Annotated in this window: 21 protein-coding genes; 8 read left to right on the forward strand and 13 right to left on the reverse strand. The window is 70.1% G+C overall.

Annotated elements, in window-relative coordinates:
• The first annotated feature begins 3 nt into the window (after positions 1-3).
• The 3 genes from tatC to lnt are packed head-to-tail and all read left to right on the forward strand — an operon-like array spanning position 4 to position 4810.
• Positions 4-765, forward strand: coding sequence for a twin-arginine translocase subunit TatC (gene tatC / locus RWH44_RS09105; RefSeq protein WP_316004645.1), 762 nt, complete (start codon positions 4-6; stop codon positions 763-765).
• On the forward strand, positions 762-3245 hold the full coding sequence (locus RWH44_RS09110; RefSeq protein WP_316004343.1) for a DEAD/DEAH box helicase: 2484 nt from the start codon (positions 762-764) through the stop codon (positions 3243-3245). The genes tatC and RWH44_RS09110 overlap by 4 nt, the downstream gene beginning before the upstream one ends.
• Positions 3242-4810, forward strand: coding sequence for an apolipoprotein N-acyltransferase (lnt, locus tag RWH44_RS09115; RefSeq protein WP_316004344.1), 1569 nt, complete (start codon positions 3242-3244; stop codon positions 4808-4810). Before RWH44_RS09110 ends, lnt begins: the two co-directional genes overlap by 4 nt.
• Before the next feature lie 26 nt (positions 4811-4836).
• Here lnt and RWH44_RS09120 read toward each other — a convergent pair whose 3' ends face one another.
• Both RWH44_RS09120 and RWH44_RS09125 read right to left on the reverse strand, forming a co-directional pair.
• Entirely contained in the window at positions 4837-5208 is a 372-nt protein-coding gene (locus RWH44_RS09120; protein ID WP_076675446.1) for an RNA polymerase-binding protein RbpA, read from the reverse strand.
• A gap of 93 nt (positions 5209-5301) precedes the next feature.
• Complete coding sequence (locus RWH44_RS09125) at positions 5302-6099, reverse strand: glycerophosphodiester phosphodiesterase family protein (protein WP_316004345.1); 798 nt, start codon at positions 6097-6099, stop codon at positions 5302-5304.
• A gap of 280 nt (positions 6100-6379) precedes the next feature.
• On the opposite strand from RWH44_RS09125, the gene RWH44_RS09130 reads away from it, so the two are divergent.
• Together RWH44_RS09130 and RWH44_RS09135 are read left to right on the forward strand one after the other, a co-directional pair.
• Positions 6380-7144, forward strand: a complete 765-nt coding sequence (locus RWH44_RS09130) for an SDR family oxidoreductase (RefSeq protein WP_316004346.1) — start codon at positions 6380-6382, stop codon at positions 7142-7144.
• A gap of 2 nt (positions 7145-7146) precedes the next feature.
• The gene (locus RWH44_RS09135; RefSeq protein WP_316004347.1) at positions 7147-9117 is read left to right on the forward strand and encodes a S9 family peptidase; all 1971 of its coding nucleotides are present in this window, start codon (positions 7147-7149) and stop codon (positions 9115-9117) included.
• 57 nt (positions 9118-9174) lie between these two features.
• On the opposite strand, the gene RWH44_RS09140 is transcribed toward RWH44_RS09135, so the two are convergent.
• Both RWH44_RS09140 and RWH44_RS09145 read right to left on the reverse strand, forming a co-directional pair.
• Positions 9175-9726, reverse strand: coding sequence for an HdeD family acid-resistance protein (locus RWH44_RS09140; protein ID WP_298872961.1), 552 nt, complete (start codon positions 9724-9726; stop codon positions 9175-9177).
• An 85-nt stretch (positions 9727-9811) separates the two neighbouring features.
• On the reverse strand, positions 9812-10741 hold the full coding sequence (locus RWH44_RS09145; protein WP_316004348.1) for an AEC family transporter: 930 nt from the start codon (positions 10739-10741) through the stop codon (positions 9812-9814).
• 163 nt (positions 10742-10904) lie between these two features.
• Here RWH44_RS09145 and RWH44_RS09150 point away from each other — a divergent pair, with 163 nt between their 5' ends.
• Positions 10905-11678, forward strand: a complete 774-nt coding sequence (locus RWH44_RS09150) for a dienelactone hydrolase family protein (RefSeq protein WP_316004349.1) — start codon at positions 10905-10907, stop codon at positions 11676-11678.
• 75 nt (positions 11679-11753) lie between these two features.
• On the opposite strand, the gene RWH44_RS09155 is transcribed toward RWH44_RS09150, so the two are convergent.
• From RWH44_RS09155 to RWH44_RS09165, 3 genes are read right to left on the reverse strand one after another with little or no spacing between them, the layout of a single operon-like run.
• On the reverse strand, positions 11754-12119 hold the full coding sequence (locus RWH44_RS09155; RefSeq protein ID WP_316004350.1) for a hypothetical protein: 366 nt from the start codon (positions 12117-12119) through the stop codon (positions 11754-11756).
• A 51-nt stretch (positions 12120-12170) separates the two neighbouring features.
• On the reverse strand, positions 12171-12749 hold the full coding sequence (locus RWH44_RS09160; RefSeq protein ID WP_316004351.1) for a DUF6578 domain-containing protein: 579 nt from the start codon (positions 12747-12749) through the stop codon (positions 12171-12173).
• An 8-nt stretch (positions 12750-12757) separates the two neighbouring features.
• Complete coding sequence (locus tag RWH44_RS09165; RefSeq protein ID WP_316004352.1) at positions 12758-13561, reverse strand: SDR family NAD(P)-dependent oxidoreductase; 804 nt, start codon at positions 13559-13561, stop codon at positions 12758-12760.
• 35 nt (positions 13562-13596) lie between these two features.
• On the opposite strand from RWH44_RS09165, the gene RWH44_RS09170 reads away from it, so the two are divergent.
• Positions 13597-13752: a hypothetical protein gene (locus RWH44_RS09170; RefSeq protein WP_316004353.1), complete on the forward strand. Its 156-nt coding sequence runs from the start codon at positions 13597-13599 to the stop codon at positions 13750-13752.
• Positions 13753-13781: 29 nt separating this feature from the next.
• Here the strand turns inward: RWH44_RS09170 and RWH44_RS09175 are convergent, their stop codons facing one another.
• The 5 genes from RWH44_RS09175 to polA all read right to left on the reverse strand — a co-directional run bounded on the left by RWH44_RS09175 (position 13782) and on the right by polA (position 21645).
• Positions 13782-14552, reverse strand: a complete 771-nt coding sequence (locus tag RWH44_RS09175; protein WP_316004354.1) for an SGNH/GDSL hydrolase family protein — start codon at positions 14550-14552, stop codon at positions 13782-13784.
• A 166-nt stretch (positions 14553-14718) separates the two neighbouring features.
• Complete coding sequence (locus RWH44_RS09180; RefSeq protein WP_316004355.1) at positions 14719-16053, reverse strand: MFS transporter; 1335 nt, start codon at positions 16051-16053, stop codon at positions 14719-14721.
• A complete protein-coding gene (locus tag RWH44_RS09185; protein ID WP_316004356.1) occupies positions 16050-17102 on the reverse strand; it encodes an LLM class flavin-dependent oxidoreductase in 1053 nt (350 codons plus the stop codon). Before RWH44_RS09185 ends, RWH44_RS09180 begins: the two co-directional genes overlap by 4 nt.
• Positions 17103-17240: 138 nt before the next feature.
• On the reverse strand, positions 17241-18917 hold the full coding sequence (locus RWH44_RS09190) for a DUF885 domain-containing protein (RefSeq protein WP_298872954.1): 1677 nt from the start codon (positions 18915-18917) through the stop codon (positions 17241-17243).
• Positions 18918-19008: 91 nt separating this feature from the next.
• Positions 19009-21645, reverse strand: coding sequence for a DNA polymerase I (polA, locus tag RWH44_RS09195; protein ID WP_316004357.1), 2637 nt, complete (start codon positions 21643-21645; stop codon positions 19009-19011).
• An 81-nt stretch (positions 21646-21726) separates the two neighbouring features.
• Here polA and RWH44_RS09200 point away from each other — a divergent pair, with 81 nt between their 5' ends.
• Positions 21727-22161, forward strand: coding sequence for a hotdog fold thioesterase (locus RWH44_RS09200; RefSeq protein WP_298872951.1), 435 nt, complete (start codon positions 21727-21729; stop codon positions 22159-22161).
• A 346-nt stretch (positions 22162-22507) separates the two neighbouring features.
• Here RWH44_RS09200 and RWH44_RS09205 read toward each other — a convergent pair whose 3' ends face one another.
• Positions 22508-23128 (reverse strand): ANTAR domain-containing response regulator, encoded by a 621-nt coding sequence (locus tag RWH44_RS09205; protein ID WP_076675473.1) that lies wholly within the window; start codon positions 23126-23128, stop codon positions 22508-22510.
• Between the last annotated feature and the right edge of the window lie 46 nt (positions 23129-23174).

Below are 23174 nucleotides of genomic sequence, written 5' to 3' on the forward strand. Positions count from 1 at the left end.
CGCATGTCGATCGGGGCGCACCTGGTCGAATTGCGCAAGCGGTTGATGATCGCGGCTCTCGCCCTCGTCGTCGGCATGGTGGTCGCGTTCATCATCACCGACCCGATCATCCACCTCATCACCGAGCCGATCCGCGAGATCGCGGCGCGGCGAGGCGACGATTTCTCGGCACTGAACTTCACCTCGGTGACCTCGGCGTTCGACCTGCGCATGCGCATCGCCTTCTCGATCGGCATCTTCCTGTCCGCGCCGGTCTGGCTCTGGCAGATCTGGGCGTTCATCATGCCCGGCCTCACGCGCAAGGAGATCCGCTACACCGTCGGCTTCGTGGCATCCGCGGTGCCCCTGTTCTTCGTGGGCTGCTGGGTCGGCCTGCTGATCGTTCCGCACGTGATCGAGCTCATGTGGGGCTTCACCCCCCAGGGCGGAGTCAACTTCTACAGCGCCGTCGACTACTACGACTTCGTCTTCAAGTTGCTCATCGTGGTCGGCGTCTCGTTCGTGCTGCCGGTGTTCCTCGTCGCCCTCAACGTCGCCGGGGTCATGAGCGGCAAGGCCATCCTGAAGGGCTGGCGCGTCGCGATCCTCATCGCGACCGTGTTCTCGGCCCTCGCCACCCCCGCGGCCGACATCGTCAGCATGGTCATGCTCGCCGGCATCCTGGTGGTGCTGTTCTTCGCCGCGGCCGGGGTGTCGATGCTGTTCGACCGCCGCCGCGCTCGTGTGGCGGCCGCCGCGGGTCTGCCGGCCGGGCCCATCGCGTGACGTCCCCGAGTCCCGCGGAGCGTTTCGCCCGCGCGAGCGCCCGCTCGTCGCACCCGCACACCGCCGACTTCGCGGAGATGCAGAGGTTCGATCTCGACGACTTCCAGATCGCCGGATGCCATGCCCTCGAAGACGGGCGGAGCGTGCTGGTGGCCGCCCCCACCGGCGCCGGCAAGACGATCGTCGGCGAGTTCGCGATCCACCTCGCCATGCTGGAGCCGGGCGACAAGGCGTTCTACACCACCCCCATCAAGGCGCTGTCGAACCAGAAGTTCCACGAGCTGCAGGAGGTGTACGGCGACGACGAGGTCGGCCTGCTCACCGGCGACACCAACATCAACGCCTCCGCGCGCATCGTGGTGATGACCACCGAGGTGCTGCGCAACATGCTCTACGCCGACTCGCCGGCGCTGCGCGGGCTGCGGTTCGTCGTCATGGACGAGGTGCACTACCTCGCCGACCGCTTCCGCGGCGCGGTGTGGGAAGAGGTCATCATCCACCTCCCGCCGTCGGTGAAGCTCGTGTCGCTGTCGGCGACCGTATCGAACGCCGAGGAGTTCGGCGACTGGCTCGACACCGTCCGCGGCGACACCGAGGTGATCGTGTCGGAGACGCGCCCGGTTCCGCTCGAGCAGCACGTGCTCGTGCGCGGCGACCTGCTGCCGCTGTTCGACGATCGTGCCGGCGTCGCCACCGCCCAGGTCAATCAGGAGCTGCTGCGCATCCGCGGCGGCAACGCCGGCGGGTACGAGAACAACCGTCGCGCGCAGGAGTACCGCTCCGCGCGGCACGCCGGGGGACCGCGCCACGCGCACCAGCGACGCGGCGGACACAAGCCGCTGCGCGCCCAGCAGGGACCCCGCATCGAACGCATCGACCGGCCCGAGGTCGTCGAGCTGCTGCAGCGCAATCACCTGCTCCCGGCGATCTTCTTCATCTTCAGCCGCGCCGGGTGCGACGCGGCCGTGCAGCAGCTGCGCCGCGCCAACGTGCGTCTGACCTCGGCCGAGGAACGCGTCGAGATCCGGCAGATCGTCGACGAGCTGACCTTCACCCTGAAAGACGAAGACCTCGCGGTGCTGCACTTCTGGGAGTGGCGCGACAACCTCGAGCGGGGCATGGCGGCCCACCATGCGGGGCTCCTCCCGGCCTTCAAGGAGGTCGTCGAAGAACTGTTCCGCCGCAAGCTCGTCAAGGTCGTCTTCGCCACCGAGACGCTCGCCCTCGGCATCAACATGCCCGCGCGCACCGTCGTGCTCGAAAAGCTCGAGAAGTTCAACGGCGAGGCCCGCGTCGCGATCACCTCGGGGGAGTACACCCAGCTGACCGGCCGCGCCGGCCGCCGCGGCATCGACGTCGAGGGCCACGCGGTCGTGCAGTTCACCGAGGGGCTCGACCCCCAGTCGGTCGCCGCCCTCGCGTCGCGCCGTACCTACCCGCTGAACTCGAGCTTCCGGCCGACGTACAACATGGCCGTGAACCTCATCGACCAGTTCGGACGCGCCCGCGCGCGCGAGATCCTCGAGTCGTCGTTCGCGCAGTTCCAGGCCGACCGCTCGGTCGTGGGTCTGGCGCGGCAGGTGAAGGATGCCGAAGAGTCGCTCGAGGGCTACGAGAAGGCGATGACGTGCGACCGCGGCGACTTCCGCGAGTACTCCACGATCCGCCGGGAGCTCAGCGACCTCGAGAAGATCAACCGCCGCGACGCCACCGCGCCGCGGCGTCTGCGCGACGAGCGGCAGCAGCAGATCCAGTCGCTGCGCAAGCGCATGCAGCGCCACCCGTGCCAGTCGTGCCCCGATCGCGAAGCCCACGCTCGCTGGGCGGAGCGCTACTGGAAGCTCAAGCGCTCCACCGACAAGACCCGCCAGCAGATCGACCAGCGCACCGGCACCGTCGCGCGCGTGTTCGATCGCGTGGTCGAGGTACTCGCGGCCCTCGAGTACGTCTCGATCGGAGACGACGGCGAGACCGTGCTCACGCGCGCGGGGCGCACGATGCGCCGCATCTACGGCGAACGCGACCTGCTCGTCGCCGAGTCGCTGCGGCAGAAGCTGTGGGAGGGTCTCGACGCCCCCTCGCTCGCCGCGCTCGCGTGCTGCCTGGTGTACGAACCGCGCCGCGACGAAGCCGGGCCGGGGGAGCGGGGTCTGCCCCGCGGGGCGTTCCGGGGAGCCCTGGATGCCACGCAGACGCTGTGGCAGGAGCTCGACGACCTCGAGCGCGATCACCGTCTGCCGGGATCGGAGTCGCCCGCTTCGGGTCTCGCCCCCGCGATGCACGCGTGGGCGCGCGGTCTGCCGCTGGACAGCGTGCTGACGCTGGCCGACATGGCCGCGGGTGACTTCGTGCGCTGGGCGAAGCAGACGATCGACCTGCTGGATCAGATCTCGCTCGTGGCCGAACCGCCGCTCGCCAAGACCGCCCGTTCGGCGCTCGACGCGGTGCGCCGGGGCATCGTGGCGTACACGTCGGCATGAGCGGAACGATCCCGCCCGCGCGGCCTCTGCTGCGCCTGGCCTTCGCCGCGCCGCTCTCGGTGGTGGCGGGACTCCTGCTCGTCACCGCCTATCCGGCACTGGCGTGGTGGCCGATGGCCTTCCCCGCCGTCGCCCTGGCCCTCGTCACGCTCATCGGTCGCCGGTTCTGGTCGGCCGTGCTCGTGGGCTTCCTGTTCGGGGTGGCCTTCTTCTCGGTCAACCTCCTCTTCACGGCGCGGTATCTCGGGCCGATCCCCTGGGCGGCGCTGTTCGTCCTCGAGGCGCTCCTGACGGCGGCGTTCGCGGTGCCGATCGCGCTGGCCTACCGGTGGATGCCGCGGGCCGCCCCGGGGGTCCTCGGTCGCACGCTCGTGCTCCCGGTGCTGGTCGCGGGCCTGTGGGTGCTGCGCGAGCAGATCGTCGGCTCGTGGCCGTACGGAGGCTTCCCGTGGGGGCGGATCGGCGTCTCGCAGGTGAACGGGCCGTTCGCCGAGGTCGCGTCGTGGGTGGGGATGTCGGGGCTGTCGTTCCTGATCGTGCTGGTGTGCGCGATGGGGATCGAGCTCGTGCGGCGTCGGCGCTTCCGACGCGGGATCGTCGTCCTGCCCGTCGCCGCTCTCCTGATCGTGCTGCTGCTCCTGCCGCAGTTCCCGACGAGCGCTGCGGGGTCGCTCCGCGTCGGTGCGGTGCAGGGCAACGGTCCGGCGGGGTACTTCGACCAGCGCGCGCGCAATGCCGTGCTGAACGCGCAGCTGGCGGCATCCGCCCCGCTCTTCGGCGAGCGGATGGATGTGCTGCTGTGGCCCGAGGGAGGTGTCGACTCCGATCCGACCGCCAACGGCGCGACGTCCGCCGTGCTGGAGGAGTTGTCGCGTCGCGTCGAGGCGCCGCTGCTGATCTCGGCGGTGACCGAACGCGGCTCGGAACTGTTCAACTCCGCCCTGCTGTGGACCGCGGACGGCCAGACGGGCGCGACGTACGACAAGCGGCATCCGGTGCCGTTCGGCGAGTACGTGCCCGACCGGGCCTTCTGGGAGCCCTTCGCCCCCGACCTGATCGGACTGATCGGGCGCGAGTACACCCCCGGCGAAGCGACTCCCCTGATCGACCTGAACGGGGTCGGCGTGGGCCTGGCGATCTGCTTCGACGTCATCTACGACGACGTCGTATGGGACGGCGCGGACGCGGGCGCCCAGGTGTACATGTTCCAGACCAACAATGCCGATTTCCGCGGCACCGACGAGAACCTGCAGCAGCTGGCCTTCGCTCAGATGCGCGCGATCGAGACGGGCCGCTCGGTCGTCAACCTCTCGACGGTGGGCACCAGCCAGGTCATCGCCCCCGATGGGTCGACGCTCGATTCGCTTCCCATCGACACGGCGGGCGCCATGCTCACCGAGGTGCCGCTGCGCACGGGGCTGACGCCCGCGGTGGTCATCGGCCCGGCGGTGAAGATCGTGCTCGGGTGGGGGAGCCTGGCCGGGCTGATCGCGGCGGGGATCGCGGCGCTCGCGAGGTCGCGGGCACGAAAGAAGACGCCGGCCCCCGAGGGGACCGGCGTCTGAATCCTCAGGACGTCCTGATCAGGACGTCAGGCGCTGAGCTTCTCGTTGCCCGCGCCGCGACGGGCGCGCACGAACGCGAGGCGCTCTTCGAGCAGCTCTTCGAGCTCGGGGAGCGTGCGGCGCTCGAGCAGCATGTCCCAGTGCGTGCGGGCGGCCTTGTCGCCCGAGTGGTCGACGGTCGCGGTGCCGTCGCCGATGCGCAGCAGCGCTTCGGCGCCGCACGTGCGGCACTCCCAGGACTCCGGAACCTCGGCGTCGGCAGCGAAGGTCAGGACGGTGTCACGTCCGCAGGTGCTGCAGTTGTAGGTGTGTTGTGCACGGTCGTGGAACACGACGCCGTCTTCGCTCTGGAGGCTTTGGGCGCCGAGTCGGATGCCGCGGAGACTGCGGTCTGCCATTTTGTGGTCCTCTCGTCGGTCACCATGTATAACGCTCGCACCTGTGCGCTTTATTCGAACGGCGACGATCGCGGGGCCTTTCACAGAGGATGCTCAGACAGACGGTGTTCCCCGTTCGTTCACCAGGGCGAGAGCGGCATCGGTGCGGTCGGTGACGAGCCCGTCGACGCCCGCGTCGAGCAGGCGCGCCATGTCGTCTTCGGCGTTGACCGTCCACACGTGCACCTCGACACCGGCCGCGTGAGCGGCGCGGACGAGTCCCGGCGTGACCACGCGGACCGGGCCCTGTCGCTCGGGGATCTGCAGGGCGTCGAGCCCGTCGAGGAGCGCGCGCACGCGGCGGGTCCGCCGCAGCGCGAGGGCGGCGAGGAGCCGGGCCACCGTGGCCGAACCGGGGGAGGTGGCCGGACGCTGCGCCGCCCCGGCGGCCTCGGCCGCGGCGAGAGCGGCCAGACGGCGCTCGTCGGAGAAGCTGGTCACGAGGACCCGGTCGGCGTGCGGGGCGACGAGTCGCCCCACGCCGTCCGCGGCCGCGGCGGCTTTGACGTCGAGGTTGAAGCGCACCTCGGGAAAGGCCTCGAGGGCCTGCGCCAGGGTGATGAGACCGCCGCGCTCGGACATGAGGTCTTCGAGCTCGTGCAGACGCACGTCGGCGATCGCGCGGGGGTCGTCCGCGACGCGCCGCAGGTCGTCGTCGTGGAAGAGCACCACCTCGCCGTCCGCGGTCAGGTGGCAGTCCGATTCGACGTAGGCGGCACCCGCGGCGTGCGCGGAGGCCACCGCGGCGAACGAGTTCTCGACCACGCCGTGCTCGGCGGCATCCGGGGTCACGAGTCCGCGGTGGGCGAGCACGCGCGGGGCGTCGGGGAAGAGGTACGGATGCCGCGTCATGAGGCGAACGTACCGCCGGCGGGGCCCTCCTCGGGGGAGTCGGTGGAGCGGGCGACCGATTTGGCGGCGGCGGGTCGATCACCGTGTGCTCGACGCAGCTGCCCGACGCGGCTTCGGGCCGGCACGCAGCACCGGATTTGGGCTCCGGGGCCGGTTCTCACGGTCCGCACAGGCGGGGTCGTCCACCGGGGCCCGGCATCCCGGTCGATAGGCTGGAGGTTCGTCGTGTGCGCCCGCGTCGGCCGGCGGCATCCGCTTTTCGAATCGTCAGGAGAAATCCGTGTCCCAGACCCTCCCGTCCGGCTCCCTGAGCGGCAAGACCGCCCTGGTCACCGGCTCCTCGCGCGGCATCGGCGCCGACACCGTGCGCTACTTCGCCGAGGCCGGCGCGAACGTCGTCATCAACTTCCGCAACAAGGCGCCGCGCGCCGAGAAGCTCGCCGCGCAGCTGCGCGAGCTCGGTGTCGAGGCCCTCGTCGTGGGCGCGGACCTCACCGACCCGGAGTCGGTGCAGGCGATGTTCGACGAGGTGAAGCGCACCTTCGGCGGCCTCGACATCCTCGTGCTCAACGCCTCGGGCGGCATGGAGTCGGGCATGGCCGAGGACTACGCCCTGCTGCTCAACCGCGACGCGCAGGTCAACGTGCTCGAGACGGCGCTCCCGCTGCTGAACGACGACGCTCGCGTCGTTTTCGTCACGAGCCACCAGGCCCACTTCATCCGCACCACGCCGACCATGCCCGAGTACGAGCCGGTCGCCCTCTCCAAGCGCGCCGGCGAGGATGCCCTGCGCGAGAAGATCCCGGCGCTCGAGGAGCGCGGCATCGGCTTCACGGTCGTCTCGGGCGACATGATCGAGGGCACCATAACGGCGACCCTCCTCGAGCGCGCCAACCCGGGCGCGATCGCGGCCCGTCGCGACGACGCCGGCAAGCTCTACAACGTCGCGGAGTTCGCGGCCGAGGTGGCTCGCGCGGCCGTCGACCCGGTTCCCGCCGACAACACCCGCCTCGTCGGAGACACGGGTTCGTTCGGGGGCGAGTGAGCATGCGGCCGACCGACATCGACGCTCTGATCGGGGTCGGTCGGCCCGCGATCTCCGCCGACGGCGCGTTCGCCGTCTTCGCCACCTCCCGTCCCGACCTCGCCGCCGACCGGGCGGTGGGCCAGCTCTGGCGGGTCGACCTGGACGCGGGATCTTCACGCCGTCTCACCCGTGGGGTGCACGACCGGTCCCCGCGCCTCTCGCCCGACGGCACGGTCATCGCGTTCCTGCGCGGTGACGAGCGGGGGCGCGCACAGATCTTCGTCGTCGACGCCGGCGGCGGGGAGCCCGTGCAGGTCACCGACCAGCCCGGGGGAGTGACCGACCTCGCCTTCTCGCCCGACGGCCGACGCCTCGCGTTCTCCGCGCGCGTGCCGGAGCCCGGCCGCTACGGCACCGTCGAGGGGCGGGATGCCGCGGCCGAGCCGCCGCGCCGCATCACCGGCATCCGGTGGCACGCGAACGGTCTCGGGTACCTCGATCGGCCGGCGCAGCTGTTCGTCGTCGACGTGCCCTCCACCGACGCGGAGCCGTTCTACGAACCCGCGCCGGCGCTCGAGAAGCCGGAGACGCGTGTCGTGGCCGCCCCCGCGACGCCGCTCACCGACGGCGACACGAACTGGAACGGCGTGGTCTGGACGACCGACGGCGCCGAACTGCTCAGCGTGCCCGACGTGATCGAGACCGCGCGCCGCGACCTGCGCGATCGGATCGTAGCGGTCTCCGTCGACGGTGGAGCGCAACGCGAGGTGCTGAGCACGGCGGCGAACCTGTCGGTGTCATCCGTCGACGTCGCACCGGACGGCACCGTCTTCGCGCTCGCGAACGACGTCGGCGACGACGGCGTCGATTTCGTCGCTCCCGGTGTCGCGCTCTTCGTCCTCGAGGCCGACGGACCGCGCGCGATGACGGATGCCGAGACGATCGATCTCGGCGAGGTGGGGAGTCACCTCTCGTTCGACGGCAGCGACGTCCTCGTGCAGGACCGCACGCGCGGGCGTGTGCGCCTGCTGCGGGTGACGAGGACCGGCGCCGTCAGCGAGGTGCTCGGCGGTGACCTCGAGGTCAACGGCCATGCCGCGGCGGCGGGCCGGGTCGTGGCATCCGTCGCCTCACCCGAGTCGTTCGGCGAACTCGTGGCGGTGCACGGGCGCGAGATGCGGGCGCTGACCGCCTTCGGCACCGCGGTACGCGAACGCGGCGTCGTCGTGCCGCTGGAGCGAGAGGTGACCGGTCGCGACGGGTACCCGGTGCACGGCTGGGTCGCGATGCCCGAGGGCGAGGGGCCGTTCCCGGTCATTCTGCAGATCCACGGGGGACCGTACGCCGCCTACGGTGTGCACCTGTTCGACGAGACCCAGGTGCTCGTGGATGCCGGCTACGCGGTGCTGTATTGCAATCCGCGGGGGAGCGCCGGCTACGGCCGTGCCCACGGGCGGTCCATCCGCCACCGCATGGGCACCCTCGACTTCTTCGACGTCATGGACTTCTTCGACGCCGTCGTCGCGGGCGACCCGCGGCTCGACGGCGAACGCGCCGGCGTCATGGGCGGCTCCTACGGCGGGTACCTGACCGCGTGGATCATCGCGCACGACCACCGCTTCGCGGGGGCGATCGTGGAGCGTGGATTCCTCGACCCCGCGGCGTTCCCCGGGGCGAGCGACATCGGCTCGTTCTTCGGCCAGGAGTACGTCGGAACCGACCCGGCGCAGATCGCCGCCCAGAGTCCGATGGCCGTGGTCGAACAGGTGCGCACCCCGACGCTCGTGCTGCACTCCGAGCTCGACTTCCGCTGTCCGCTGGAACAGGCCACGCGGTACTACTCCGCGCTGAAACGCGCCGGCGTCGATGCCGAGATGCTCGTCTTCCCCGGCGAAGACCACGAGCTCACCCGTAGCGGTCGTCCGCAGCATCGCGTCCAGCGCTTCGATGCCGTGCTCGAGTGGTGGAGTCGCCACCTGCCGACACCGTGACGGAGAAGGGCCCGGATGCCATGACGTGGCATCCGGGCCCTTCTCGTCCGGCTGCTGTCAGACGGCCTTGCCGAACTGGATCGCGCGCACGATCTGGAAGACGCCGAGCACGATGAGGGAGAAGCCGATCAGGATGAACAGCGTCACGGCGCCCAGCAGCGGCGAGAACAGCAGCACGATGCCGGCGAGGATGCTGACGATCGCGAAGAAGATCGTCCACGCGCGGGCCTTCGACTGGTGGCCGGCGGTGGTGAGCGAGACGACGCCCTCGATGATCCAGAGGATGCCGACGAGCGTGCCGATGAAGACGCCAAACCAGGCGGTGGTCGCGGGCAGGTTCGCGAACGAGAAGATGCCGGCGACGATGAAGAGCACGCCGAGGACGATGTAGCCGATGCGCGCCCATCCCGAGCGCCAGAACAGGCCGATGCCGATGTTCACCAGGCCCGCGATGATGACGTAGACGGCGATGATGCCGACGGCGACCTGAGCGGTGCGGCCCGGCCAGATGAGGATCAGCAGACCGATCACGAGCGACAGCGCACCGCTGACGGCGAGGGCGGTGCGGACGGCTCCGACGGCGGGATTCGACGTGGTGGAAGACGGCATGGCGAGCCTTTCTGAGTGAAAGCTGAGAACAGTGCTCACCTTAGACCCGAAGGTGAAACTGCCGCCAACGCGCCGTCGTGCGCGGTCACGCGGGGGAGTGGTCGAGAAGGAGCGCCACCGCGAACAGCACCGGGAGGCATCCGACCGTGGAGATGAACACCACGTCGCGCGAGAGGATCTCGCCCACCCCGTAGCGCTGGGCGAAGTTGAACACGTTCTGCGCGGTCGGCAGGGCCGCGAGCACGACCACCACGAAGACCTGGTCCGCCGGCAGGCCGAACAGCGTCGCGACGAGGAACGCGAGCGCCGGCATCGCCACGAGTTTGAGCACCGAGGCGATGACGACGTCGAGGCGGCGGCCGGGTTCGGTGAGCACGCGCTGGCCGTACAGCGACATGCCGTACGACATCAGGAGCACCGGCACGCACGCGCCCGCGATGAGGTGCAGGGGGTCGAAGACGATCGGCGGCAGGTCGACGTCGAGCACCGCCACCAGCACGCCCAGCGCCGAGCCGATGAGCATCGGGTTCTTCGCCGTCTGCGCGAGGATCCGCGTGAGGTTGCGCGAGCCCGAGGTCGCGGCATCCAGGATCGCCAGGGCGATCGGCATGAGAACGAGCAGCTGGAACAGGATCACCGGGGCCGAGTACGCGGCGTTCCCGAGCATGTAGAGCGAGATCGGGATGCCGATGTTGTTGCTGTTCACCTGACCCGCCGACAGGGCGCCGATCACCGTCTCGCCGACGCGACGGCGCAGGATCAGCGCCGACACCAGCGCGTAGACGCCGATGATGACCGCGGCCGTGATCATCGACACCGGCAGGAGTGCCGAGAACAGCGTCGCGACGTCCGCCTGCGCGAGCACCGTGAACAGCAGGAACGGCGAGAGGACGAAGAACGTCAGCCGACTCAGTACGGGGCGGGCGTGGGGGCCGAGCAGATCGATGCGGGCGATGATGTAGCCCACGACCACCGCGAGCCCGACGACCGCGAACCCGGTGAGGATGCCGCTCACGCGCTCGGCCGTTTCGAGGGAGCGCTGCGGGGGATCATCGCTTCGAGCGTAGCGGGGGAGCGGCGGTGGGTGCGACGTGGTGGGCGCGATGCCGCGCTGGTCAGGGGACGACCCGCGCACAAGACCCGGCCGATCCGTATCTCGACGGTCTACCGTGCGGGGAATGGACATCTACGCCCCGAACCTCACCGCGATCCTCGACCGTGAACCCCTCCCGGCATCCGGAATCGAATCGGGCGACTTCGACTACACCGCCGACGGCGTTCAGTACCGCGGATACCTCGCGCGCCCGGCAGGGGAGGGACGACACCCGGGGGTCATGGTCGTGCACGACTGGCTCGGCGTGACCGACTACGTGCGCATGCGCTGCGACATGCTCGCACGGCTGGGGTATACCGCTTTCGCCGCGGACCTGTACGGCGCCGACGTGAGGCCTGCGCCGGAGGATGCCGCCGGGGTCGCCGGTGGCTTCTACCAGGATCGTGCGCTGTGGCGGAAGCGACTGACAGAGGCGTTCGCGTACCTGCGCGCGCAGCCGTCGGTCGATGCCGCGCGCACCGCGGCGATCGGCTACTGCTTCGGCGGATCGTCGGTTCTGGAACTCGCGCGGACCGGCGCGGACGTCGACGCCGTCGTGAGCTTCCACGGCGGCCTCCTCACCGGGCCCGAGGGTGAAGCGTCGCAGATCACGGCCAAGGTGCTCGTGCTGCACGGAGCCGCCGACCCCGTCGCGCCCGACGACGCGATGCTGGCATTCGAGAACGACCTGCGCACGGCTCCGTCGGTGGATTGGCAGCTCGTGTCGTACGCCAACGCGATGCACGCATTCACGCTTCCGGATGCCGATGCCCCCGAACAGGGCGCGCAGTTCCAGGCGACGGCGGAGCGGCGCAGTTGGGCCGCGATGAAGGCGTTCCTGGCGGAGGTGTTCGGCTGAGCGGTGCGCTGGGCGGATGGGGCGTCCCTGCGGCTCTAGGGCTCTTGTGCGCGCACGCCGATAATGCACATTATGTCAGTTTGAATCCATCCCGCCCTCCTCTCGGGCGAGCTCGCAGCCCAAGCACGCCGCCCCGCGGATCCTCTCGCGTCGACCGACCGCGCGGTTGTGCGCGACAACCGCCGTGACGGCGGGGGCGAATGCCGCCGCGAGCGATAGGCCCGCCCACGGGCCGACGCTCGCGCCCAACCCCCACGTGATCGAGAGCATCACGAGTACCACTCCGAGCAGCCGGAGTCCGATACTCGCCCCGCGGCGCGTGGTCGGATTCGACCACGCCGGGAATCGTTCGTCGGGTGAGGCCGTGGTCACGACCAGCACCGAGCCGAGAAAGGCGGTGGCGCCGAGCAGGAGCAACGTCGTCGAGAGAACGAGAGCCATGTGTCCAGGCAACCTCAGGGACGTTGCGAGTGCAACCGGCCTGCGGTGTCTCTACTCCTCAGACCCCTCCGTCACGACATCGACCACCCACGCGACGACGAACGTGGTGCGACGCTCGGCCGGGGGTTCTGCGTCCTCGACGGGTGGCGCCTCACTCCCCTCCTCTCCCGTCGCCTTCCGCGGGACGCGTTCCCTCGGCACGAGGGTCACCGCGCCGGGGATCGGAACGCTCTCGATCATCCATTTCGACGGCCGGGACCCGATCAGCAACCCGTTGCCCAGATCGCGGCCGCTGAACGGCCACTCCTCCCCTTCCGCGGGCATCTCGGCATCCGGGGGCGCGCCGAAGCCGGGACGCCGCAGGTGGCGGACTTCGACGTGGTCCTGGGCGACCCCGTGGATGGCGTGGACCCGACCGCGCACCCGATCCTCCGGCGTCGACGTGGTCTCCTGGTGATGGGATTCGATCGCGTCGACCGTGGCGGCGAGCTCGGGTCCGACGCCCTCGACGAAGCGCGGCGACGGGGCGCGCGTCGCGATCAGCAGATCGACCGCGTCGCCGACCTCGAACGGCTCGCCGCAGCACGCCCACTCCCAGGTGTCGAGCCAGACCCGGGTACTTCCGGGCACGGGCACGATCAGCGGATCCACCCCGACGTCACCCCGATCACCCGTGACCCGTCCAGATCACCGAGCGACAGGCCGGCGAACCGCACCGCGGCCTCCGACGTCTGCCACCGGAACCGCGGCTCCGACGTCGTCGCCGCCTCCACGACGGTCTTCGCGGCATCCTCCGCCGACTGCGCCTGTGCGAACGACGCGGCCGTGCGGTCGAGATAGGCCTGCTGCAGCTCGGCGTACGGCCCGGCCGGGGCGCGGTGCACCGAGTCGGTGAACGACGACGCCACCGCCGCCGGCTCGACGATCGCGACGTCGATGCCGAACGGCGCCACGACCGGCGCCAGCGACTGCATGAGCCCCTCGACGGCGAACTTCGCTCCGCAGTACGCGTCGGCGAACGGTTGGCCGACCGCTCCCCCGACGCTGGTGACCGTGACGATGCGTCCGTGCCCGCGCTCGCGCATGCCCGGCAGCACGAGGCGCGTGAGGCGGGCGACGGAGAGGTAGTTCGTGTCCAGCTGCGCCTGGAGATCGGCATCCGACAGCTGCTCGAGCGTGCCGACGGCGCCACGCCCGGCGTTGTTGACGAGGATGTCGACGGGGCCGATGGCGTCGATCAGGGCCTCAGCGGCGGCGGCATCCGTCACCTCCAGGGAGCGGATGTCGAGCTCGACCCCCGCTTCGGATGCCGCGGAGCGCAGGGCGTCAGCGCGTGAGGTGTCGCGGACGGTGGCGATGACCGATACGCCGGCCTTCGCGAGTCCGATGGCCGTGTGCAGGCCGATGCCGCTGGAGGTGCCGGTGACGAGAGCGAGAGTCATACGCCCATCCTGCTCCTGTCGGTGATGAGCGGGGTGTGCGGGATTCTCTCGACACCGCCTCCGGGCTGACGCGGTGGGAGGCTCGGTCAGATGTCGAGGATGCCGCCGACCGTGTCATCTCCGAGAGGTCCTCCGGGATGAGCGAACCGATCATCGCCTTCGTCTCCCCCTCGTCCATGGGAGAGCTCTGACAGGGGTGTTCCGTCGCGTCGCGGCGAGTTCACCGTCCGGAGACCGGTTCGAGCGTGACCCACCCGCCGCCGAACTTCGGTTCACGCCCGTCGCCCGAGGAGGTGCGACTGAGGCGCCGACGGACCCACGGCCCCACGTGCTCGCGATAGTAGGCCGAGCCCTTCAGCCGCTCCACCTCGGGGATCTCCCGCAGGTGCCACCACTCCCCCGGCGGCGTGAGACCGACGGACTCGATCACGCGGGCGGCGACCCGATGATGGCCCCGGGCGTTCATGTGCAGACGGTCCACCGACCAGAACTCCCCGCCCGCCAACTCGCGGTCGAACCAGTTGTACGCGGTGATTACGTCGGGGCGCTTCTCGAGGCGCTTCTCGACCGCGTGAGACAGGCGGTCGCCGCGGGCCTCGATGAGCGCGCCGAGCGGAAGACCCGCCGACGGGTTGGCCCCGGACAGCACGATGAGCTGCACGCCCTCCTCATCGCAGCGCCGCATGACGTGATCGAACAGGTCCACGATGCGCCCGATACCCGTCCGCGGCCGGAGCATGTCGTTCCCGCCGCCATTGAACGACAGGTGCGTCGGCTTCAGTGCGAGCGCCGGTTCGAGCTGCTGGGCGACGATCGGCTCGATGAGCTTGCCGCGGATCGCCAGGTTCGCGTACTGGATCGGCTCCCCCGCGGCATCCGCCCACCCTTGTGCGGCGAGATCGGCCCACCCTCGAACGGTTCCGTCGGGCAGTTCGTCGCCGACCCCTTCAGTGAACGAGTCGCCGATCGCGACGTAGCGCACGGATGCCATCCCCCGAGCCTACGCGCGCCAGCGCGCTCAGCCGCCGTCTCGCGCACCGCTCTGGCATGTCGAGTGCCCAAGACACACCGTTCCGTTGTCGCGTGAAACGGCGTGTCTTGGACGCTCGACGTGGTGTGCGGGTGCGGCCCGCGCGGAGTGAGCCGGTGCGCGCGGGTCAGGAAAGCGCGCGCCCGCGCTGCTCGCGCAGGAACAGGGCGGCCACGACGGCGATCGCGAAGAACGCCGCGAACACGACGAAGAGAAGGGGCGCTCCCCCGAATCCGAGCAGGGGCGGCACAGCGAGGGGAGCGAGGATGGAGGCGATGCGCCCGACCCCGGCCGCCCATCCCGCGCCCGTCGCCCGCAGCGCCGTCGGATAGGTCTCCGGGGTGGCGGCGTACAGCGCGCCCCACGCGCCCAGGTTGAAGAACGACAGGGCCATGCCCGCGGCGATCACCGCGACCTCGCCCGAAGCCGTGCCGAACAGCACCGCCGAGACGGCCGACCCGGCGAGGAAGGTCGCGAGCGTCGCGCGTCGCCCCCAGGCCTCGATCAGCCACGCCGCCGCGGCGTATCCCGGCAGCTGGGCCAGCGTGATCACGAGGGTGAAACCGAACGAGCGCACGAGGTCGTGGCCCTGCGAGACGAGGATCGTGGGGATCCAGATGAACGCCCCGTAATACGAGAAGTTCACGCAGAACCACAGCACCCACAGGCTCGCCGTGCGTGCGCGCAGCGCGGGGGCCCAGAGGGCGCGGATGCGGGGCCGCGGAGCGGGAACGGATGCCGCCACTCCCTCGCTCGACGGCTCGAGCGAGACCCGCCCGGCGGCGGCCTCGAGGTCGCGTACGATCGCCGCGGCCTCGGGGTTGCGTCCGCGCGAGGCGAGCCAGCGCGGCGACTCGGGCAGTCCCCAGCGCACGAGCAGCGCGTAGACCGCGGGGATCGCGCCGAGCGCGAAGGCCCACCGCCAGCCGTCGGCGGCCGCCGGCACCACGAGGTAGCCGATCACCGCGGCAGCGGTCCAGCCGACCGCCCAGAACGCCTCGAGGAAGACGATGAGACGCCCGCGCATGCGCGCCGGGGCGAACTCGCTGACGTAGGTCGAAGCCACCGGCAGCTCCGCCCCGAGCCCCAGGCCGACGATGAAGCGCAGCACCAGAAGGGCCGCGAGCCCGCCGACGAGCGCACTCGCCCCGGTGGCCACGCCGTAGACCAGCAGGGTCAGGGCGAAGACGTGGCGGCGACCGAAGCGGTCGGCGAGCAGACCGCCCAGGCTCGCCCCGATCGCCATCCCGGCGAAGCCCGCCGAGGCGATCCACGAGGCCTGCGTCGGGGCGAGTTGCCACTGCACGCTGAGTGCGGCGATGACGAACGAGATGAGCCCGACGTCCATGGCGTCCAGGGCCCACCCCAGGCCGGATCCGCCCAGGATCTTCGCGTGCCGCCGGGTGAAGGGCAGGGCGTCGAGGCGTTCGGACACCCGGATGGTGTCGGTGGTCGTGGTCACCGCGAGACGGGGGCATCGGCGAGCATGTCGTGCACGAGGGGCAGGACCTGCGTGCCGTAGAGCTCGATGCTGCTCAGCAGGTGGTCGTGCGAGATCGAACCGCTGGCCATCTTGAGCTGGAAACGGCTGTTACCCAGCGCGCGCACGGTGGCCGCGATCTTGCGCGCGACCGTCTCGGGCGACCCCACGTACATCGATCCTTCGGGGCCGACGTCGTGCTGGAACCGCAGGCGGTTGTACTCCGGCCAGCCGCGCTCGCGTCCGATCGTGTTGTTCAGTTCCGCGACGCCCTCGTACGCCTCTTCCCACGCCTGCTCGTCGGTCGCTGCGATGTGCCCCGGCGAATGCACCGAGATGGGCATCTGGGGCTTACCGAGCTCATCGAGCGACCGGCGGTAGAGATCGGCGTAGGGCCGGAACCGCGCCGCCGAGCCCCCGATGATCGCGAGGACGAGGCCGTAGCCGTATCGGGCCGTGCGCACGACCGACTCCGGCGAACCCCCGACCCCCACCCAGGCCTTCAGGCCGTTCTCGGTCTTCGGGTACACGTCGGCGTCCTGCAGCGCGGCGCGCGTGCGTCCCGACCAGGTGACCGGCTTCTCCCGCAGGAGGAGGGAGAAGAGCTCGAGCTTCTCCTCGAACAGCACCTCGTAGTCGGCGAGGTCGTAGCCGAACAGGGGGAACGACTCGATGAACGAGCCCCGCCCCAGGATCACCTCGGCGCGCCCGTTGGAGACGGCGTCGAGGGTCGCGAAGCGCTCGTACACGCGCACGGGGTCGTCGCTGGAGAGGACCGTGACCGCTGTTCCGAGGTGGATGTTCTCGGTGCGCGCGGCCGCCGCGGCGAGGACGATCTCCGGGCTCGTCACGGCGAAGTCCTTGCGGTGGTGCTCCCCCACCCCGAAGAAAGACACGCCCACCTGGTCGGCGAGCACCGCCTGATCGACGACATTGCGGATGGTCTGAGCGTCGGACAGCAGCGACCCGTCGGGGCCGCGCGAGATGTCTCCGAAGGTATCGAGGCCGAGCTCGAGAGGGCGAACGTCCATGGGTCTCCTTGCATTCGGATGAATGAACTTTACGCGACCGCCGGGTATTCCCCGATCCACGATCCACGCACCGGCGCGATCCGCCCGGAGTGCCTCACCGCCTGACGAGAGGCACCCCGGGCCGGACGCCTGCCGGACTCAGGCGGATGCGAGAGCCGCGCGCAGCGTGTCGAGCCCGACGCCGCCGATGTCGAGGGCGCGCGTGTGGAACTGCTTCATCGAGAAATCCGCTCCGCGGCGTTCCTGCTCCTCGGCGCGCACCTGCTCCCAGATGCGCTGACCGACCTTGTACGACGGCGCCTGCCCGGGCCATCCGAGGTAGCGATTGACCTCGAAGCGCACGAACTCCTCGCTCATGTTGACGTTCTTCAGCATGAATGCGAGGGCGTAGTCGTGGTCCCAGGTGCCGGCGCCGTCGAGGCGCGGCTTCTGCAGGTGCACGCCGATATCGAGCACCACACGCGCCGCCCGCATGCGCTGCCCGTCGAGCATGCCGAGGCGGTCGGCGGGGTCGTCGAGGTAGCCCAGCTGCTCCATCAGCCGCTCGGCGTACAGGGCCCAGCCTTCGGCGTGCCCGCTCGTGCCCGCGAGCAGACGTCGCCAGGAGTTGAGCTCGGCACGGTTGTGCACCGCCTGCGCGATCTGCAGGTGGTGGCCCGGAACGCCCTCGTGGTACACGGTCGTGAGCTCGCGCCAGGTGTCGAAGGTGTCGACGCCCTCGGGCACCGACCACCACATACGACCGGGACGGGAGAAGTCGTCGGTCGGGCCGGTGTAGTAGATCCCGCCTTCGTTGGTCGGGGCGATCATGCACTCGAGGCGACGGATGGGCTCGGCGATGTCGAAGTGCGTGCGGCCGAGTTCTTCCACGGCCCTGTCGCTCGTGCGCTGCATCCACTCCTGAAGGGCGGCGGTACCGCGGAGCTTTCGCGACTCGTCCTTCTCGAGGAAGGCCACGGCCTCTTCGACGCTCGCGCCGGGGAGGATCTCGTTCGCGATCGCCTCCTGCTCCGCGACCATGCGCGCGAGCTCCTCGACGCCCCACTCGTACGTCTCGTCGAGGTCGATCTCCGCGCCCAGGAACCGTCGGGAGTGCAGGGCGTAGACCTCCCGGCCCACCGCGTCGACCTCTCCCGCCGCCGGAGCCAGTTCACTCGACAGGAACGAGGCGAGGGCGTCGTAGGCGACGCGCGCCGCGTTGGAATTCTGCGCGAGGTCGCGAGCGAGGGATGCCGGCAGCTGACCCTCTTCGGGAGCGGCCTCGCCGACGAACTCGGCGAAGAAGCCCGTGTCGGAGGTGTAGCGGGCGATCTGCGTCACGACCTCGATGACCTGTCGGCGCGCCGGGACGACGCCCTGCGCGATACCGCGACGCAGCGTTGCGACGTAGCCGTCGATCGCCCCGGGGAGAGCCTTCATGCGCTCCGAGATCGTGGACCAGTCGTCGACCGTGGCGGTCGGCATGAGATCGAAGGTGGAGCGGATGTCCTGCGCCGGTGAGGCGATGACGTTGAGATCGCGCAGGTGCACGTTCGCCTCGTGGAACTCCACCATCAGGTCGAGCTCGCGCAGGAGATCCATCTTCGTGACGGCGTCGATCGCGTCGACCGGCTCCGCGCCCGCGAGCGCGGCCCGCGTGGCGCGTGCGTCGGCGAAGAGGGCCTCCGCGCCTTCGGGGCTGTAGTCGCCGAAGCGCCCGTTGTGCTCGAACCGGCCGATGTAGGTGGCGAGCGTCGGCTCCCGCTCGGCCAGGGTGTCCACCCACGCGTCGGCGATCGTGTCGATCGGCGTGGGGGTGCGGTGTGCGTCTGTCATCCTCCGAGCCTAGGGAAGCTGCGACGACGGCGCACCCCGTCCCCTCCGGCTGTGCATTCGTCGGCCTGGGGAGGAACGGTCGGTGCCGGACTCAGTGTCCCGCTTCGTCCCAGTCGCCTCCGCGACCGATCTGCACATCGAGAGGCACCGAGAGCTCGGCGGCGTCGGCCATGCGCGCGCGCACGATCGCCTCCACGGCATCCCACTCCCCCGCCGCCACCTCGACGACGAGTTCGTCGTGGATCTGCAGCAGCACGCGCGAGCGCAGACCCTCGGATGCCAGCTCTTCGCGGATGCGGAACAGCGCCACCTTCATGATGTCGGCCGCGCTGCCCTGGATGGGGGCGTTGAGTGCGGCGCGCTCGGCGTTCTCGCGCAGGACGCGATTCATGCTCGTGAGGTCGGGGAACGGCCGTCGGCGCCCGAAGATCGTCTCGGTGTAGCCGTCTTGACGGGCCTGCTCCACCGAACCGCGCAGGTAGTCGCGCACCGCGCCGAAACGCGCGAAATATTCGAGCATGAGCTTCTTGGCCTCGGACTGCTCGATGCGCAGCTGCTTCGAGAGGCCGAAGGCCGAGAGGCCGTAGACGAGGCCGTACGACATCGCCTTCACCTTGGTGCGCATCGCGGGCGTCACGTCTTCGGGCTCGACGCCGAAGACGCGCGCACCCACGAAGCGGTGCAGGTCTTCGCCCGAGTTGAACGCCTCGATGAGTCCCGGGTCTCCCGAGAGGTGCGCCATTATGCGCATCTCGATCTGCGAGTAGTCGGCCGTGAGCAGCGTCTCGTATCCCTCGCCCACCTCGAAGGCCGCGCGGATACGACGGCTCTCCTCGGTGCGGATCGGGATGTTCTGCAGGTTGGGGTCGGTGCTCGACAGGCGACCGGTCTGGCTGCCTGTCTGCACGTACGTGGTGTGGATGCGTCCGTCGGCGCCGGTCGCGGTGTCGAGGGCGTCGATGATCTGCTTGAGTTTCGTCGCTTCGCGGTGGCGCAGCAGCAGGTCGAGGAAGGGGTGCGGGGCGCTCTCCTGGAGGTCGGCGAGAGCCGCGGCATCCGTGGTGTAACCGCTCTTGGTCTTGCGAGTCTTGGGCAGCTGGAGCTCGTCGAAGAGCACCTCCTGCAACTGCTTCGGCGAGCCGAGGTTCACCTCGTGACCGATCGCCGCGTACGCGTCGCGCGCGAGCGCGTCGGCGCGCGCACCGAGCTCGGCCGAGAAGCTCGACAGCTTCTCGTGCGACACGGCGACGCCGGCGAGCTCCATGTCGGCCAGCGCCGTCAGCGTCGGCAGCTCGATGTCGTCGAGAACGCTCGCGACCTTCTCGGGCATGGTGGCGCGCTGCGCAGCGGCGACCCGGCGGGTGAACCACGACAACTGTGCGGGGGTGGCGCCTTCCGTCTCGGGCACGAGCTGGGTGGGATCGGCGACCGGGAGCTTCTCGTCGAGCTCGCGCTCCACGAGGTCGGCGAGCGTCTTGTCGGGGAAGCTCGGACGCACGAGCCATCCGGCCAGCAGCACGTCGAACGCCACGCCGCCCACCGAGACCCCCTCACGGGCCAGGGCCTTGATCTGGGGTTTGGCGTCGGAGAACACCTTGGGGGCATCGGATGCCAGCCACGACGCCAACGCGTCGCGGACCGCCGGGCTCCACTCGGCCTCGACGGCCGCGTCGCCCGACGCGAGGCCGATCGCCGTGGGCGTGGTGCCGGAGAGGCTGAGGGTCACCCCCACCTCGCCCTGCGCGTCAGCCGCCCAGGCGGCGAGGGCGTCGGGGTCCAGGCGTGCGGGCGTCGGAGCGGTCGCGGTCGGCCGGGCCTCTTCGACGATGCCGCCTTCTCCGCCGAGCGCATCGAAGACGCGCGGCAGCAGCGTGCGGAACTCCAGACGGGCGAAGATGTCACGGACGGCCTGGGCGTCGAGCGGCTGGACCGCGAGGTCTTTCGGACCGACCGGGAGCTCGACGTCGCGCAGCAGGCGGTTCAGCGCGCGGTTGCGCTTGACGGCGTCGAGGTGCTCGCGCAGGTTGTTGCCGACGACGCCGGTGATCTTGTCGGCGTTGTCGAGGAGCGCCTCGAGCGAGCCCCACTGGGTGAGCCACTTGACGGCGGTCTTCTCGCCGACCTTCGGCACGCCGGGCAGGTTGTCGCTCGTCTCGCCGACGAGGGCCGCGATCTCGGGGTACTGCGCCGGGGGCAGGCCGTACTTCTCGATCACCGCGTCGGTGTCGTAGCGCTTGAGCTGCGAGACGCCCTGCACGTTGGGGTACAGCAGCGTGATGTCGTCGGTCACGAGCTGGATGGTGTCGCGGTCGCCGGAGCAGACCAGAACCGAGAAGCCCTGCTCCTCCCCCTGCGTGGCGAGGGTGGCCAGGATGTCGTCGGCCTCGAAGTCCTCCTTCTTCAGCACCGGGACGCCCATGGCGGCGAGGCAGTCCTGCAGGAGGGGGATCTGCCCCTTGAACTCGGCCGGCGACTCGCTGCGGTTGGCCTTGTACTCGGTGTACTCCCGGGTGCGGAACGATTGCCGCGAGGTGTCGAACGCGACCGCGAGGTGGGTCGGCTTCTCGGCCTTCACCAGGTTGACGAACATCGACAGGAAGCCGTAGATGCCGTTGGTGTGCTGACCGTCTTTCGTCGAGAAGTTGTCGACCGGCAGGGCGTAGAACGCCCGATAGGCCAGCGAGTGGCCGTCGACGACGAGGAGAGTAGGCTTTTCGGCATCCGTCACTCCCCCAGCGTAACGAGAACCACGGACACTCCCCCGGCCCGGCCCGATCACGGCCGCCCGCACGGCACGACGAAGGCGACGATGAGCAGTTCCACGACTCCCGACACCACTTCCGGCCTCGACTGGGCGAAGGAGCGCGGCATGGGCGCCCTCGCCGAGAAGATGGGCATCGAGTGGGTCGAGTTCACGGTCGAGCGCTGCGTGGCGACCATGCCGGTCGAGGGCAACACCCAACCCGTCGGTCTGCTGCACGGCGGCGCCTACGTCGTGCTCGGCGAATCGCTCGGTTCGATGGCGGCGAATCTGTACGCCGGGTCGGGCAAGCTCGCCGTCGGCATCGACATCAACGCCACGCACACGCGGTCGGCCACCTCGGGGGTCGTCACGGGTGTCTGCACCCCGATCCACCTGGGGCGTTCCCTCACCGTGCACGAGATCGCGGTCTCCGACGAGCAGGGCCGCCGCTGCTCGACCATCCGCATCACGAACATGATCAAGGACGCCCCGCGCGCCTGACGCCCCGGGGCGTCCGGTGGCTTCGACAGGCTCAGCCACCTCCAGCGTCGGACCCTCAGCGCCGAGGACCCTGAGCCTGTCGAAGGGTCCGGGACCTGCGGGGGCCCAAGGAGGCTTCGACAAGCTCAGCCACCTCCAGCGCCGGACCCTCAGCGCCGAGGACCCTGAGCCTGTCGAAGGGTCCGAGACCCGCGGCGCCCCACGGAGGCTTCGACAAGCTCAGCCACCTCCAGCGTCGGACCCTGAGCCACCTCGGCGCGGAGGACCCTGAGCCTGTCGAAGGGTCCGGGCCCCAACGAAGAATGGATGCCACCGAAGTGGCATCCATTCTCGAAAAGCGCGGGAGTCAGCCCTTCTTGGGCGCCAGCTGCTCGATGATCGCCTTGGCGACGTCCTGCATGGTGAGGCGGCGGTCCATCGACGCCTTCTGGATCCAGCGGAAGGCCTCGGGCTCGCTCAGGCCCATCTTCTCGTTCAGCAGACCCTTGGCGCGGTCGACGAGCTTGCGGGTCTCGAAGCGCTCGACCATGTCGGCGACCTCGGCCTCGAGCGTGATGATCTGCTCGTAGCGGGCCAGGGCGATCTCGATCGCGGGAAGCAGGTCGTTCGGCGTGAAGGGCTTGACGACGTAGGCCAGGGCGCCGGCCTCGCTGGCGCGCTCCACGAGCTCCTTCTGGCTGAAGGCCGTCAGCAGCACCACGGGGGCGATGTGATTCTTGCTCAGCTTCTCGGCGGCGCTGATGCCGTCGAGCTGCGGCATCTTGACGTCCATGATCACCAGATCGGGGCGCAGTTCGGTGGCCAACTGCACGGCGGTCTCGCCATCGCCCGCCTCGCCGACGACGTCGAAGCCGTTGTCGCGGAGGATCTCGACGATGTCGAGGCGGATCAGCGACTCGTCTTCCGCGACGACGACGCGACGCGGTGCGGTCGGCGCGGTGGCCGGGGCGGCTTCTTGATCAGTCACGAGACCATCCTAGAACGTGGATTCGCGCACCCACGGGAGACCGCGG

It is taken from the genome of Microbacterium phycohabitans (assembly GCF_032464935.1).
Lineage (GTDB): Bacteria > Actinomycetota > Actinomycetes > Actinomycetales > Microbacteriaceae > Microbacterium > Microbacterium phycohabitans.